Origin of the sequence: Sulfurovum sp. TSL6 (assembly GCF_019972115.1) — a bacterium.
Classification (GTDB): domain Bacteria; phylum Campylobacterota; class Campylobacteria; order Campylobacterales; family Sulfurovaceae; genus Sulfurovum.
The window spans coordinates 714,112-728,762 of record NZ_BPFJ01000002.1 but is presented as its reverse complement, the minus strand read 5'-3'; the positions used below and the strand labels follow the sequence as shown (position 1 = coordinate 728,762).

12 protein-coding genes are annotated in these 14,651 nt (G+C 36.1%); 5 read left to right on the top strand and 7 right to left on the bottom strand.

Features of this window, described 5'->3' with window-relative positions:
* Positions 1-139: 139 nt before the first annotated feature.
* Complete coding sequence (msrP, locus tag LDM93_RS08750) at positions 140-1,078, top strand: protein-methionine-sulfoxide reductase catalytic subunit MsrP (protein ID WP_255586214.1); 939 nt, start codon at positions 140-142, stop codon at positions 1,076-1,078.
* The gene (locus LDM93_RS08745; protein WP_223892014.1) at positions 1,075-1,620 is read left to right on the top strand and encodes a sulfite oxidase heme-binding subunit YedZ; all 546 of its coding nucleotides are present in this window, start codon (positions 1,075-1,077) and stop codon (positions 1,618-1,620) included. Before msrP ends, LDM93_RS08745 begins: the two co-directional genes overlap by 4 nt.
* On the opposite strand, the gene recJ is transcribed toward LDM93_RS08745, so the two are convergent.
* The 4 genes from recJ to dnaA form a co-directional block, all read right to left on the bottom strand.
* Entirely contained in the window at positions 1,617-3,203 is a 1,587-nt protein-coding gene (gene recJ, locus LDM93_RS08740; protein ID WP_223892013.1) for a single-stranded-DNA-specific exonuclease RecJ, read from the bottom strand. The genes LDM93_RS08745 and recJ overlap by 4 nt on opposite strands.
* Positions 3,204-4,835 carry a CTP synthase gene (locus LDM93_RS08735; RefSeq protein WP_223892012.1) on the bottom strand — a complete coding sequence of 544 codons (1,632 nt, stop codon included), beginning with the start codon at positions 4,833-4,835 and terminating at the stop codon, positions 3,204-3,206.
* Positions 4,836-4,850: 15 nt separating this feature from the next.
* Positions 4,851-5,918 (bottom strand): DNA polymerase III subunit beta, encoded by a 1,068-nt coding sequence (dnaN, locus tag LDM93_RS08730; RefSeq protein WP_223892011.1) that lies wholly within the window; start codon positions 5,916-5,918, stop codon positions 4,851-4,853.
* A 185-nt stretch (positions 5,919-6,103) separates the two neighbouring features.
* Positions 6,104-7,438 (bottom strand): chromosomal replication initiator protein DnaA, encoded by a 1,335-nt coding sequence (dnaA, locus tag LDM93_RS08725; RefSeq protein ID WP_223892010.1) that lies wholly within the window; start codon positions 7,436-7,438, stop codon positions 6,104-6,106.
* Between the two features lie 165 nt (positions 7,439-7,603).
* Here dnaA and ruvC point away from each other — a divergent pair, with 165 nt between their 5' ends.
* Positions 7,604-8,089 carry a crossover junction endodeoxyribonuclease RuvC gene (ruvC, locus tag LDM93_RS08720; RefSeq protein ID WP_223892009.1) on the top strand — a complete coding sequence of 162 codons (486 nt, stop codon included), beginning with the start codon at positions 7,604-7,606 and terminating at the stop codon, positions 8,087-8,089.
* Here ruvC and LDM93_RS08715 read toward each other — a convergent pair.
* The 3 genes from LDM93_RS08715 to LDM93_RS08705 form a co-directional block, all read right to left on the bottom strand.
* The gene (locus LDM93_RS08715; protein WP_223892008.1) at positions 8,082-9,755 is read right to left on the bottom strand and encodes a murein L,D-transpeptidase; all 1,674 of its coding nucleotides are present in this window, start codon (positions 9,753-9,755) and stop codon (positions 8,082-8,084) included. The genes ruvC and LDM93_RS08715 overlap by 8 nt on opposite strands.
* Before the next feature lie 171 nt (positions 9,756-9,926).
* Positions 9,927-10,478: a porin family protein gene (locus LDM93_RS08710; protein WP_223892007.1), complete on the bottom strand. Its 552-nt coding sequence runs from the start codon at positions 10,476-10,478 to the stop codon at positions 9,927-9,929.
* A 124-nt stretch (positions 10,479-10,602) separates the two neighbouring features.
* A complete protein-coding gene (locus LDM93_RS08705; RefSeq protein WP_223892006.1) occupies positions 10,603-11,445 on the bottom strand; it encodes an FAD-dependent thymidylate synthase in 843 nt (280 codons plus the stop codon).
* A 69-nt stretch (positions 11,446-11,514) separates the two neighbouring features.
* Between LDM93_RS08705 and LDM93_RS08700 the strand changes: the two genes are divergently transcribed.
* Entirely contained in the window at positions 11,515-12,618 is a 1,104-nt protein-coding gene (locus LDM93_RS08700; protein WP_223892005.1) for a deoxyguanosinetriphosphate triphosphohydrolase, read from the top strand.
* 143 nt (positions 12,619-12,761) lie between these two features.
* The gene (typA, locus tag LDM93_RS08695) at positions 12,762-14,579 is read left to right on the top strand and encodes a translational GTPase TypA (RefSeq protein WP_223892004.1); all 1,818 of its coding nucleotides are present in this window, start codon (positions 12,762-12,764) and stop codon (positions 14,577-14,579) included.
* Positions 14,580-14,651: the final 72 nt, after the last annotated feature.

The following is a 14,651-nucleotide window of genomic DNA, read 5'->3' as shown; positions in this document are numbered from 1 at the left end:
GTTTTAACGTTTTTTTATGCATGGGTACTTTTAAAATGCATGCACTTCCTCTTTTTTGAACACTTCTTATTACAATCTACACAAAGTGCACACTAAACGTATATAGTAGCCTATAATTCATCAGTAAGAAAGGATGATGATGCAACAGCTTAACCCTATAGACATCACACCGGAAATACTTTTTAATCAAAGAAGAAGTTTTTTAAAGTTGGGTGCTGCCTCTATTATAGCTTCATCAACACTGATGGAACTTATGGCAAAAGAGAATCTTCCTCTCCCTAACCTCACATTTAAAAAAGATCCAAATAGAGATCATTTGAAATTGAATACATTTAAACAAATCACTTCTTATAATAATTTTTATGAATTTACCACCAGCAAAAGAGGGGTTAAAGCTTTAGCCAAAGATATGAACACTGAAGCATGGACGATAACCATAGACGGACTGGTCGAAAAGCCGCTTACATTAGATGTGGAAGAACTTATGAAGAAGTATGCTTTAGAGGAGAGGATCTATAGATTTAGATGTGTGGAAGGCTGGGCAATGGTCGTACCATGGATAGGATTTGAATTACAAAAACTCATACAGGATGTCAAACCTTTAAAAAGTGCAAAATATGTACAATTCTGGACCAAATATGATGAAGAAATGTTTCCTGATCAAAGAAGAGGAATATTTGCTACACTCACTTACCCCTATACTGAAGGCTTGAGAATGGATGAAGCATTGAATCCTTTAACCCTTTTAGCCGTCGGTCTCTACGGTAAAACATTAGAAAACCAAAATGGTGCCCCTATCCGATTGGTCGTACCTTGGAAATACGGTTTTAAATCCATCAAATCTATAGATAAAATCTCATTTATAGAGAAGCAACCTCTCAATACCTGGCAGAAGGAAAATCCAAAAGAGTTTGGATTCTATGCCAATGTAAATCCTGAGGTTGACCACCCCAGATGGTCTCAAAAGACAGAACGTGTACTGGGAAAATTTGTGAAACAGAGAACTTTGCTTTTCAATGGTTATGAAAAAGAGGTAGGAGATATGTATAGAGAGATGGATTTGAGAAAAGAGATATGATAAGAGGCCTCATCTTTTTGCTTTTATTAATACCTTTTATCTATTTGGTATTAGAACTTTTCATTTTTCAAAGGGCCATTGACCCCATAAAATATATCTATACGGTTACAGGGGCTACAGCCATTACACTATTATTCTTTACCACAACCCTCTCCTTATGGTTCAAAAAACTTATTAAATACAGAAGAATGATAGGTCTATTTGGTTTTTTTTATGCTTTTTTACATATGTGTAATTTTTTTATTTTAGATATGAATGCAGACCTTCTCTTTGCCTTTAAAGAGACGATTGATAAGCCTTTTATCTATTTGGGAATGATCTCTTTTTTACTCTTGTTCTTCATGGCAGCTACTTCGACAAAAAAACATTTCAGAAAATACCGTAAATACCACAAAGTCCTCTATATCGTTCTCATTTTAACCACTATCCATTTTGTCATGGCACAAAAATCTTTATCTGTGTCACAGTATGGATATTTGAGTATTATGTTTGTTATAGCCTTCTATAAGATCAAAAACATTTTAGTGACAAAAAGAACTTAATCACAGACACGTACCTTATCTACCATCAGCTGTAGAGTCACTTTCCCTCTAAAATGGTTCTCGTTTACGGTATAAGTGATATCCACTATTGATCCTATTTCAAATATTTCTCGTGTCTTGAATTTTACACCCTGCATCACGATTCCTTCTTGGGCAAAAGAGAAACGTAAATGTTCTCCCTCTTTACCCATCGTGTCTGCCTGGAGTATCTCTACATTCGTAGAGATAAACTTCGGTGTGCTGTTTCCCTGTCCGTAAGGTTCATACTTTTTTACTATGTTTGTCAAATTAAAAGAGATCGCAGAAAAATGTAAGTTTCCTACAATTTCAGGATCAAAGAGTTCTTTCACATAATTACCTTCACCAAAGTTTCTCTGTACTTCTGTTTTAAAGGATTCTAAGCTCTCTTCTTTTAAAGAAAGACCAATGGCTGCCTGATGTCCTCCAAACTTCTCCAGATGCATTCTAGTACTGTCTACGATAGCAAAGAGATCACACTCTCCAAAACTTCTACCACTTCCTTTAAGTAATCCTTCCTCACTTTGGGTAAGTATGATACAAGGTTTTTCACATGCCCGTGCAACTCTGGCTGCTACAATGCCTACCACACCCTCATGCCACCCTTCACCGACTACAATGATCACTTCGTCATCATGATCCACCTGTATCATAGCTTTTTGTGTAATAGACTGTTCGGTAGCTTTTCTAAGGGTATTGAACTCTATGAGACGTTCGAGTCTTACTCTAGCATCATAGATGTTGGTTGAAGTTAAAAAATCTACGGCGAAAGAAGCATCATCCATCCGCCCTGCACTGTTCAGTATAGGTGCAAGAATAAACCCTATATCTTCTGATGTGATCGTCTCTTTTTGACTCTCTTCAAGAAAAGCTCTGATCGCCGGTCGTTGACTCTTATTGAGTGCTTTTATCCCTGCGAGGACCATCGCTCTGTTAATGTGCTGAAGAGGCATCATATCTGCAATAATAGCAATAGAGACCAATTCCATATATCCCATCATGTCAATTTTGATATTGAGTGCATTTTTGAGTGAAGCAATAAGATACCAGGCAATTTGAGCACCACACACATCTTCATAAGGAAAGGTGCATGATTCTTGTTTTTGGTCTATAATTGCATAGGCTTCTGGCACTTCGGGTGCTAAAAGATGATGATCTGTAATAATGAGATCTATGCCCTCTTCTTTACAAAGTTGGGCTGCATAAACAGCAGAGATACCATTATCTACTGTAATGGCTAGATCTGTACCAAGTATACGAGGTATGATATTTGCAGAGAGTCCATACCCATCTCTAAAACGGTTAGGTATGATCCACTCTATAGGATACTCAATTTCATCGAAAAAAAGTTTCATCAACGTTGTAGAGGTGACGCCATCTACATCATAGTCACCGATAATGGTTATTTTTTCTCTGTTTTGCATGGCAGAAACAATACGTTCTGTCGCTCTGTCCATATCTTTGAATAAGGAAGGTTGAGGAAGATCCCGCAAAGAGAGGAAACCCTCTTCAAAGCGCTTATTTAAAATTGAATCTAACCCTGTGAGTGTTAATGGTTGGACCATCTATTTTTTATGTTGAACTGCTGCATTTACAAAAGCCAAAATCGATGGGTTGGCATTTTGAAGTCTAGAAGTAAATTCCGGGTGGAATTGCACACCCAAGAACCAAGGATGATCTTTCACTTCTACGGCTTCTATCAGTCCACCAGATTCACCTGTAATATCCATACCCTTTGCTTCTAATGCTTCTCTGTATTTAGGATTCGCTTCATAACGGTGTCTATGTCTTTCAAAAATAATACGTGAATCATAGGCTGCTCTCAGATTTGAACCCTCTTTCGTTTCACATTCATATTCACCAAGACGCATGGTTCCACCCATCGGAGATGTCGTAGTTCTTACTTGTTTTGAACCACTCGCATCTATGAATTCATCGATAAGATAAATAATAGGATTTGGGGTATTTTCATCAAATTCTACTGAATTTGCGTCTTTGATACCGAGTACATTTCTGGCAAATTCTACCATTGCCAGTTGCATACCAAGACAAATACCTAAAAATGGTATTTTATTTTCTCTTGCGTACTGGATAGCTTGAATTTTACCTTCAACACCACGTCCTCCAAAACCGCCTGGAACCAAAATACCATCACAATCATTTAAATATTTTTGTACACCCTCATCTTCAACTTTTTCACTGTCCACCCACTTGATCTCTACTTTTGTATCAAGATGTGCACCTGCATGAATAAGTGCTTCTGTTAAAGATTTATAAGATTCTTTAAGATCCAAATATTTACCTACAAATGCTATCTTCATACTCTCACTAGGCATAATGATCTTGTGTACCAAATCTCTCCACTCATCCATCTTAGGTTGACAATTTTCAAGATCCAATTGCTTACAGATAGGTGTTAACATATCTTGATCCAAAAAGTTCAAAGGTACTTGATAAATTGTTGGTGCATCTGCAGCAATGATCACAGAATCTTCATCTACATCGCAGGAATAGGCTATTTTTCGTTTAATTTCAGTTGAAACAGGTACTTCAGCACGCAGTACTAGCATATGAGGTGCAATACCTATACGTCTAAGTTCTTGAACAGAATGTTGTGTCGGCTTTGTTTTAAGTTCCCCGGCAGCTTTGATATAAGGTAAAAGAGTGACATGGATGTTCATCACCTGTGTTTTGCCAAATTCATGTTTCATCTGTCTAATGGTTTCTAAAAATGGCAAACCTTCGATATCACCCGTAGTACCGCCCAGTTCTACGATAAGAATATCTTTATTTTCACCCGCTTTAACAATACGATCTTTGATCTCGTTTACAATATGAGGAACGACTTGGATCGTTTTCCCAAGATATTTTCCTTTACGTTCATTTTCAATAACCGTTTTGTAAACAAGTCCCGTTGTAAAGTTATTGTTTTGTGTTAATGACGTGTCTAAAAATCTTTCATAATGACCCAGGTCAAGATCTGTCTCTGCTCCGTCTTTGGTCACAAAAACTTCACCATGTTCCAGAGGTGACATGGTGCCAGGGTCAACATTGATATAGGGGTCAAGTTTCAATACGCCTACACGTTCTCCTGTATGTTTTAATAATGTTCCTACACTTGCAGCTGTAATACCTTTTCCTAAAGATGAAAGTACCCCACCTGTAACAAAAATATATTTTGTTTTATTTTCACTCATATAACGCTTTTCCTTTTATGCCACAATTGGCATGATGATTGTAATAAAATTGTCGTCTTTAACAATAAATGGCAATGACGGTTCGTTGAATTCAATAGTAAAATCATTTTTATTGGTTTGTGAAATAAAATCCAAAATATATTTACTGTTGAAAGAGAGTTCGAATTTATCATTTAAACCCGTATTGAGTTCTAACTCCGTTTTAGCTTCTACATTATCTGCACTTAATGAGTTAAAAATAATGGTATCAGATAAAAGTGTCATTTTTATTTCTTGTGAAATAGTTGTGATCATTTTTATCGCGTCGATCATTTCTTTTTTTGGAAGTGTGATCTGATGTTTGGTCGTCGCTGGAATAATACGTTGATAATCCGGGAATTTTCCATTGATTAACCTTGTATAGAAATAGTAATTTTCATTTGCAATAATAAGGTTTGTTTCATCAAAAAAGATATCGATTTGATCTAAAAAAAGTTTTTGAATTTCCAAAATAGCTTTTTTAGGGACAATTAAAGAGAGTTCTTCATTATTATTACCTGGTATGGTTGTTATGGCCAATCTTCTGGTATCAGTACCTACTAGATCGGTACCATTATTTTTTATATTGATCAAAGCACCATTAAGTTCAAACTTTGGATTGTTTGTATCGATTGCTGGAGAGATTTTTTTAAGATTTTGAATGAGACTTAGAGAATCTAGAGAAATTTGGGGTTTATCATTGATTGTTGGGAATGATGGATAAGAGTTAGGATCAAATGTCGGAAGTTTAAATTTAGAATTTTTTTGTTTGATAATGAGTGTATTGTCTAAAAGTTCTAATGTAATTTCATCGTCTTTAAGTATACGTATAATATCGAGAAGTTTTTTACCGTGTGAAGTAAATGATCCTTCTGCTTCTATATTAATATTATCAGTAACAATTTGTAAACCTATTTCTGAATCTGTAGCTTTAATAATACATTTATCGTTTTGTGTGGAAAACAATATATGTGAGGTTATTTGACTTGCATCTTTTTTTTCTAAAAAAGGTTGTAAATTAATGAGTATAGATTCTATAATTTGTTTTTGTGCTCTTATCTTCATTGACTCTCCTTATTTTTAATAAAATTAGTACGTAGTAGTAGTGTGACATGAATATGTGAAAAACTACTTTATTGCTGCTGTGACCGTTATTTAAATGGATGTCTAACTTTTTTTCAACATTCACATTTATTCACTTCTAAAATTATATCTTTTTTTTATTCAAGTTTTCTATGATGAAATATAGTTTATAGAGTATCACTTTGAGTATGTGTATTTACTTTGTTGGAGAGTTCCTCTAAAATGACTTTAAAATTTTCATCACTTTCTATAATTTCATTGATTTTTTTCATCGCATGTGAAATAGCTGTATGGTCTTTCATTCCAAAATATACAGCAATTTGAGGCATTGAGTTGGGTGTAAGGTTTCTTGCCAAATAAATGGCAATTCTTCTGGCATTGACCACATTTTTTGTACGTTTTTTTGATTTCATATCAGAAGGTTTGATATTGAGCTCTTTAGAAATAATTTTTACAATTTCATCTATCGTAATATTCTCTTTTTTCTCTTTCAGTTGATCTTTGATGGCATTTTGTGCAAAATCAAGTGTTATCTCTTGGTTAAGCATAGAAGAAAGTGCGTTAAGTTTGATAATGGTTCCTTCTATTTCACGTATATTGTCACCCATATGTGTAGCGATATAATTGACGATCTCATTATCGAGTTTGATACCGTCAAGTTCACATTTCTTCTGGATGATGGCAATTTTTGTTTCTAGTCCAGGCGGTTGTATATCTGCCATAAGTCCCATTTCAAAACGGCTTCTCAGTCTATCTACCAGTCCGGCGATTTTATTGGGTTGTCTGTCTGAAGTGATAACAATCTGTTTATTATTGTTATAGAGTTCGTTAAAGGTGTGAAAAAACTCTTCTTGGGTTTGTTCTTTTCTGCTGAGAAATTGTATATCATCTATAAGAAGAAGATCACACTCTCTAAACTTGTCTCTAAACCTGTCCATCGTTTGAGAACGTAGATGTGAAGTAAAAGAGTTCATAAATTGTTCCAGTGTGGTATAGATAACCGTTTTTCCCAGATCTATATGATAATTACCTATGGCTTGGAGAAGATGGGTTTTACCCAGTCCTACACCACCATAAAGAAAAAGAGGGTTATAGAGTTTACCAGGTTTTTCTGCTACGGATTTTGCAGTAGTATAGGCAAATTGGTTGGAATTTCCCACGATAAAACTTTCAAAGGTCAAAGAGGGATTGAGGTAAGTACTTTTAGAATGGCTTTTTTCGCTAGCCTGTTTTGCAGCTGGTGCTGAACGTTGATCTTTTTGTTTACCCACGGTAATTTCTATTTCTGGTTTTATTTCGTTTTGCAATTCAAAAAGATGCATGAGTTTTTCAGTATATTTACTTTTGATCCATTTTGCAATGATCATATTGGGGGCATTAAAATAGACAATATTACTTCGAGAACGTTTGGTATCATAGGTAAGGTTTTTAATATATCGTTCATATTCTACTTCACTGATCTCTTTTTTCAGTTCAAAAAGTACTTTCTGTCCTATATTCATCTGTGCATGCCTTTGATATTTTTAAATGTGTGAATAAATTTTCACAGTTTTAAGAAGTTAAAATTCTCAATGTGAATAACTTATAACATTTTAGCCAACTTAAGCTAAAATAGCGTTATTAAACAGAGTTGAATAATTTTATTCACTATGTGAACAAAGGTGTGAATGAATATTTTAGGAATAGACCCCGGAAGCCGTAATTTAGGGTATTGTATCATATATTGGGATGGAAAAAAGTTTTCACTTATTGAAGCAGGTTTACTCAAAATAAAAGCAAAAGAACTACAGGAACAGATCGTTGAGCTTGTAGAGGGTATAGACGTCATTTTAAAGGCACATAAAGTGGATGAAGTGGCCATTGAAGATATCTTTTTTGCTTATAATCCCAAGTCGGTTTTAAAGCTTGCACAGTTTAGAGGAGCACTTTCATTAAAGATACTTCAAGAGGTAGGTTATTTCTATGAATATACACCATTACAGGTAAAAAAAGCAGTTACAGGAAATGGAAAAGCAGATAAAGAACAAGTTGCTTTTATGGTAAAAAGATTGTTCGGTATCAAAAAGGAGATCAAACCTTTGGATATCACAGATGCTATGGCTATAGCACTGACACATCTTCAAAGGGTGAAATTACGAAAAAAATCTAATTAGAAAGCGGCCGTGCATTTTTTTTTACAGAGATCATACGCTTTTTAGGTACAGTAAATGTAGCCTTTTTATTTCCCACCACGGATTCTTCAATGATCTTATCATACAGATAGATGTCATTTTTAAAATAAGCCAAACCATCTTCTTCATACACGGTAAAATAAAGCATATGTATAGGTACGGTTTGTCTGAGTCCAATAATCTTTGGCTCATTGCTTTCAAGTATTTCATCTATCTCATTTTGAGAATAACTCTTTCTTACGTGTTCAAGCAGCAAGGATACAAGATCAAAAGGTTTCTCCAGACGCATACATCCGGAACTATAGATCTTATAACGTCGAGAGAGAAGTGATTTATTATCTGTATCATGCAGATAGACATCGTATTTGTTGGGAAACATGAACTTCACTCTTCCTAGGGCATTGTTGTCACCCGGAAACTGTACAAAACGGTAAGGCACCTTTTCCTCACTTTTTTCATAGGGGGCGAGCATCTCTGGTGTGACCTCAACCTCTTTTTTGCCTCTAAATGCATGTATATTGTTCTCTTCCAAATACATAGGATCTTTTCTAAACACAGGTATTAGATCCCGTTTTACCAGATTATCGGTAATGGTCCATGTGGGGTTGAGCACCATATAGCGTATCGCATTGGAGAAAAGAGGGGTTGGTCTGTCTATGCGACCTACTACAATACCTTTTTTCATGATTTGTTCACCCTCTTTATAGTATCGCAAATTAAAATCGGGGATATTCACTTCAATATACTCATCTTCAAATTGTTTTGGATAGAGTTTTGTTTTGTCCAAATTTGTAATGATGGCCTGTATATTATTTTTTGCAGGAAGATTAAGATAATAGGTCGTTGTTCTGTCAACCATACCGGTCACTTTGATAAGGTAACGTTTTTGGTAAGTCATAACAGCTCTTTTAAGCGTTTGATCAAACTTATTGTCAATAGGTGCTTTTTTAGGGTAATCTCCAGTGATCTGCAGGCGTCTCTTTATCTCTTTAATACGACTTGATCTGTCACCTAGTTTTAAAGTTTTCTTACTATATTTTATCTTTGGAAATTTATCCATCCTACGATAATCATTTAAAAGTGTAACGAGTTTTCTATATCGTTTTTCCATTGGAAGCAAAGAAGTTAGATACGCATAGAGTGTATCGTTTTCTATAGCAGAGATAAGTTCGTCATGATCTGGAAATGGTTTAGGTTCCATTTCCCATCTGGCTGTAATATCATCACTTTGTTCAAGGCTGTTCAGTTTTTCCTGTACCATGTTCCAGTCTACATCACCCTGAACAATAAATCTGACTAAACGTACGAATGAACTGGTAAGTACAAGGTCAAGTTTTGCATAGGCAGAGGCTTGTTTTGCTTGGCTGATCTCTCCATTGTCAAGCTGATAAAAGAGATGTTTGATAGATATTTGATCAAAGGATTTATTTTTATAGTTAAAAAGAGGATCATTGAGTGCTTGTATCAAATGACTTGTTCTTGTCTTGTTTTGATTGCCGATCCATAAAGGTTTATCACCGGTTTGTGCATAAATATCTTGAATGATAGGTTTATTTTGACCACTGATACGTGTTTGGAGTCCTTTTTGGATATGTGCAGAGATATTGTCAATTGAAAGTGCTTCTGCATGAAGAGGATTTAGTGTCAATAGTAAGAATATAAATAGTGTTAAAAAACGCAAAAAAGTGCTCCAAAATTTAAAATATAAAGTATTATGAAAACGTATTATAGTGAAATTTAGTGTAATTTTAATTGTAGTAGAAAAGAGTGAATTAAGTGAGAATTTATTGAGGGCTAAGACCTAGGGCTTAGCTCCATTTTAGAATGTATAGGTAAATCCTACATTGATAGAATCAGCCAGAACATCTTGATTTGGTAATGCACCATCAAATCCTGTGTCATCATAGAGGTTTGTATAGTCTACGAATACACTTATATTCTCAACCACTTCATAGTTTGCACCTAGACCCCACTGAAAACCAGATTCAGATAAGCTTTGTCCACCATCATAATCTACTTGCCCGTATCCAAGCAATCCATAAAGTGTAATTCCGTTCATTGGATACATAGGTTTAAGATAAATGGCGGCATTTTCAAGGCAATCTGTAAGTCCAGAATACCTACCTTCTACACCGATATATTGGTTAAAGTTATATCCTGCCAGTAAAAGTACTGCGTCTCCATTTGCCTCAGGACTATTATCAGGATCTATATTCATATAAGCATAACCTAGACCTGTATAAAATGAGCCTGTAGACTCCTCTACCATTGGAGTTTCTACTACTGGTTCTACTATTGCGATATCTCCACCCGCTGTTGCGAATGCACTCATTGTCAAAAACGCTACTAATGAAAGATTGAATTTTTTCATTTACTACTCCTTGTATGAGATATATACACTGTTAAAGTATATCATAAATGTATATCATATTATCATAGATAATGTCAATTTATTTTCTATAATTATACTTTTGAAATAGATGACCATATTGCATCTATGATTTTTGTTTATAATTTTTATCTATGAGTTTCAAGTATTTTAAAGGGGTGACTTCTTTCATTGCTTCAGCCAGCCATTGTATCTGGAACCATGCTGCACCGGAATCTCTAAGGTCAAAATAGTTTTTAAGACTTCTGATATTAAATGTGACCACCATATCTACTTTCCAGTTATCTGAGACAATGTGTTTAAATCCATCTCCCACATTTCTTTTTTTCTTTCCGTTTTCCAATGCTTTAAAGAGTGCTTCAGCATTGTCTTTGTTTTCTTCTATGAAAGGTATAGAAGATTTTGCTACGGCAGTCTGTATGAAATCACTGTCTCTTTGATATTGAAAATATAATTTATCATAGATCGCTCTGATCTCAATATTTAAATACGCTTTGTCTGTAATGACGAAGAGGTTTAAAGTGAGAAGTGTTTCAAAAAAGAAGGCAAAACCGTCTTCTGCCTCAATTGAAGCTACAAAAGCATTGATAACGCTTGACATGGTGTAACGTGTACTTCTCACAGAAATAGCTTGAAGTCTGTGTCTTGCATGTTCCTGAAGCACACCTCGTGAAGTTCCCTGTATCAAAAAGCTTAAAGACGCATGTTCGATAATGGAGTGATGGTGATGTACCCACGCAAGGTTTGAAAGCAGATCTGAATCCTCGATATTATTGATGGCATCCGTATCTAAATCGTCCATTGCATGCTTTACACATGCATTTTCACTGTTTTCAAAACTATCATAGCATGTTCTTGCAGCTATCTCTGCAACACCAAGGCCAGATTGTTGCAAAAGTGTAACTTTAGGTTTTTCATACTCTATGTGATACATTTCCATTGTTTCCATGGGCTCACTCCATCATAATTTAGATACAATTATATCACTATAAATTTAGAGCAATATAAGGATTAAGCTGTGAGACCCGATGAACGATTTTTTAGTTTCGAAAAAGATTTTAGAGACCCTTATGCAAGAGACAGAGATAGAGTAGTCCACTGCAGCTCTTTTAGACGGTTAGAGTATAAAACACAGGTTTTTTTGAACCATGAGGGTGACTATTTTCGTACACGATTAACCCATTCACTTGAAGTAAGTCAGATAGCCAGAACACTTTCACGTATGTTGGAGCTCAATGAGACCCTTGCAGAAGTGATTGCACTTTCACATGATCTGGGACATACACCGTTTGGGCATGTGGGTGGAGACGAGTTAGATAAACTTCTCAAGGCAGATGGCAGACCATTGGGCTTTGAACATAATTTTCAGTCGTTCAGGGTTTTGACCAAACTGGAAAAACGTTATAAAGAGTTTGATGGGCTTAATCTCACGTTTGCTACGCTCGAAGGGGTACTTAAACACTCCTATCCTTATAAAAAACCTTTTTTAGACGGATTAGATCCCCATTTTGATTTAGAAAAACATCCTTCACTTGAAGCGATGGTAGTGGATCATGCAGATGAGATAGCCTACACCTCACACGACATAGATGACGGTATCAAATACGGACTCATTACTTTTGATGATCTGTTAAAAGATGAGCTTTGTTTAAGAGTGGATGAAGTGGTACAAAATGAGGGCGTTACACGAGAAGAAAAACTCTATAGACACCGTTTTGTAGCAGGGCTTATTAAGCTGCTTGTAGAGGATTTTATAGATAATTCAAAGGATGGTGCAAAAAAATATCGAGAAGAAACACCTATTTGTGTGACCATCGATGCACAAGAGAAATTACCTGTAGGATTTTCAAAAGAGACAGGAATACAGCTTAAAAAACTCAAAAAACTGCTACATCAGAAACTTTACAGACATCAAAAAATTGTACGTAAAATGCACGCAGGGAAACAGTGTATTCAAGGACTCTATAAAGCATTTACAGAAGATACAGATCTACTTCCTCCCTATCAAAAAGAGCTTTTTGAAGTACGTACAAAAGAACGGGTCATTGCAGATTATATTGCAGCAATGACGGACCGTTATGCGATGAAAACGTATCATGAAATGTACGGGTTTTCACTATAATACATCAGTGTAAAATAGATGTCTTGATAGATATTAAGAGAGTGATTTAGGTAATTTTTTACATAAAAATCTCTTATATAGTAAATTTTGGGTATAATTCGCGAAAATTACATAGGGCAAGAGGCCTTATTTCAGGACATTTTATGCAAAAAATTAAAAACATTGCGGTTATCGCTCACGTTGACCACGGTAAAACTACACTTGTGGATCAATTACTTCAGCAATCAGGAACATATGCTGCACACCAAGAGGTGCAAGAAAGAGCAATGGACTCTAATGATATCGAAAAAGAAAGAGGAATTACGATTCTTTCTAAAAACACGGCTATTACTTATGGTGATCACAAGATCAACATTATTGACACCCCGGGTCACGCCGACTTTGGTGGTGAAGTTGAGCGTGTACTTAAGATGGTAGATGGTGTATTGATGCTAGTTGATGCACAAGAAGGTGCGATGCCACAAACAAAATTCGTTTTGAAAAAAGCGGTTGAACTTGGACTTATTCCCGTTGTTGTGATCAACAAGATCGACAAAGATGGAGCAGATCCGGAAAGAGTACTTGACGAAATGTTCGACCTTCTGGTTGCGCTGGATGCAAATGAAGAACAATTAGAATTCCCAGTCCTTTATGCAGCAGCAAGAGATGGTTATGCAAAATGGGAAATGGAAGATGAAAACAAAGACATGACACCACTTTTCGAAGCGATTTTAGAAAAAGTACCATATCCACAGGGTTCACCGGACAACGATACACAGGCACAGGTATTTACCCTTGATTCAGACAATTTTGTTGGACGTATAGGTATTACACGTATCTTTAACGGGAAAGTGAAAAAAGGGGATGAGTATCTTCTCGTTAAAGCAGATGGTTCTAAATCAAAATCTAGAGTTTCTAAACTTATCGGATTTAAAGGACTTGATCGTATCGAGATCCAAGAAGCTGAAGCAGGTGATATTGTAGCGATCGCAGGGTTTGCTGACATTGATGTGGGTGACTCTATCTGTGATCCTGTAAATCCGGTAGCACTAGACCCTATGCATGTTGAAGAGCCTACACTTTCAGTTATCATGTCGGTCAATGACGGTCCTTTGGCAGGTACAGAAGGTAAACACGTCACCTCTAACAAGATCCGTGAAAGACTTGAAAAAGAGATGGAAACAAACATTGCTATGCGTATGGAGCCTACAGGTGAAGCAGCATTCAAAGTATCAGGCCGTGGGGAACTACAGATCGGTATTTTGGCTGAAAATATGAGAAGAGAAGGGTTTGAATTCCTTCTTGCACGTCCTGAAGTTGTTGTGAAAGAAGAAAACGGTGTAAGAATGGAGCCATTCGAACACTTGGTTGTAGATGTTCCGGAAGAGTTTCAGGGGGTTGCCATTGAAAAACTCGGAAAAAGAAAAGCTGAGATGACTTCACTCACACCTATGCCAGACGGTACTGTAAGACTTGAATTTGAAATTCCTGCACGTGGACTTATCGGATTTAGAAATGAATTTTTGACAGACACTAAGGGTGAAGGTATCATGAACCACTCTTACTTAGAGTACAGACCTTATTCTGGAACTGTTGTTAGTAGAACACCGGGTGCATTGGTTTCTATGGATAACGGTGAAGCCGTAGCCTTCTCTATCTTTAACCTTCAGGCTAGAGGTGTGATGTTCATTAAACCACAAGACAAAGTATACTCGGGTATGGTTATCGGGGAATCTGCAAGACCGGGTGACTTGGATGTGAACCCGCTTAAAGGAAAGCAGCTTACAAACATGAGAACTTCGGGTGCTGATGATGCCATCAAGCTTGTACCACCAAGACCTATTACCCTTGAAAGCGCAATGGAATGGATAGAAGATGATGAACTTATCGAAATTACTCCTATCTCGATCAGAATCAGAAAGAAATATTTGGATGAGAATATCCGAAAGAGAATGGCAAGAGACAAAAAGAACGCTAAATAGTTCTTTTCTGGCACTAAATGCCGATACCCCTGTCGCTAAAGCGTAAGTGGGGTATATTTCACTCCATCTCTG

Bases quoted from the DNA above. Each gene is read 5' to 3' on its own strand.
- LDM93_RS08710 (WP_223892007.1), bottom strand. From the start codon at position 10,478: ATGAAAAAATTCAATCTTTCATTAGTAGCGTTTTTGACAATGAGTGCA.
- typA (WP_223892004.1), top strand. From the start codon at position 12,762: ATGCAAAAAATTAAAAACATTGCGGTTATCGCTCACGTTGACCACGGT.
- dnaN (WP_223892011.1), bottom strand. From the start codon at position 5,918: ATGAAGATAAGAGCACAAAAACAAATTATAGAATCTATACTCATTAAT.
- ruvC (WP_223892009.1), top strand. From the start codon at position 7,604: ATGAATATTTTAGGAATAGACCCCGGAAGCCGTAATTTAGGGTATTGT.
- LDM93_RS08745 (WP_223892014.1), top strand. From the start codon at position 1,075: ATGATAAGAGGCCTCATCTTTTTGCTTTTATTAATACCTTTTATCTAT.
- LDM93_RS08735 (WP_223892012.1), bottom strand. From the start codon at position 4,835: ATGAGTGAAAATAAAACAAAATATATTTTTGTTACAGGTGGGGTACTT.
- LDM93_RS08705 (WP_223892006.1), bottom strand. From the start codon at position 11,445: ATGGAAACAATGGAAATGTATCACATAGAGTATGAAAAACCTAAAGTT.
- recJ (WP_223892013.1), bottom strand. From the start codon at position 3,203: ATGGTCCAACCATTAACACTCACAGGGTTAGATTCAATTTTAAATAAG.
- dnaA (WP_223892010.1), bottom strand. From the start codon at position 7,438: ATGAATATAGGACAGAAAGTACTTTTTGAACTGAAAAAAGAGATCAGT.
- msrP (WP_255586214.1), top strand. From the start codon at position 140: ATGCAACAGCTTAACCCTATAGACATCACACCGGAAATACTTTTTAAT.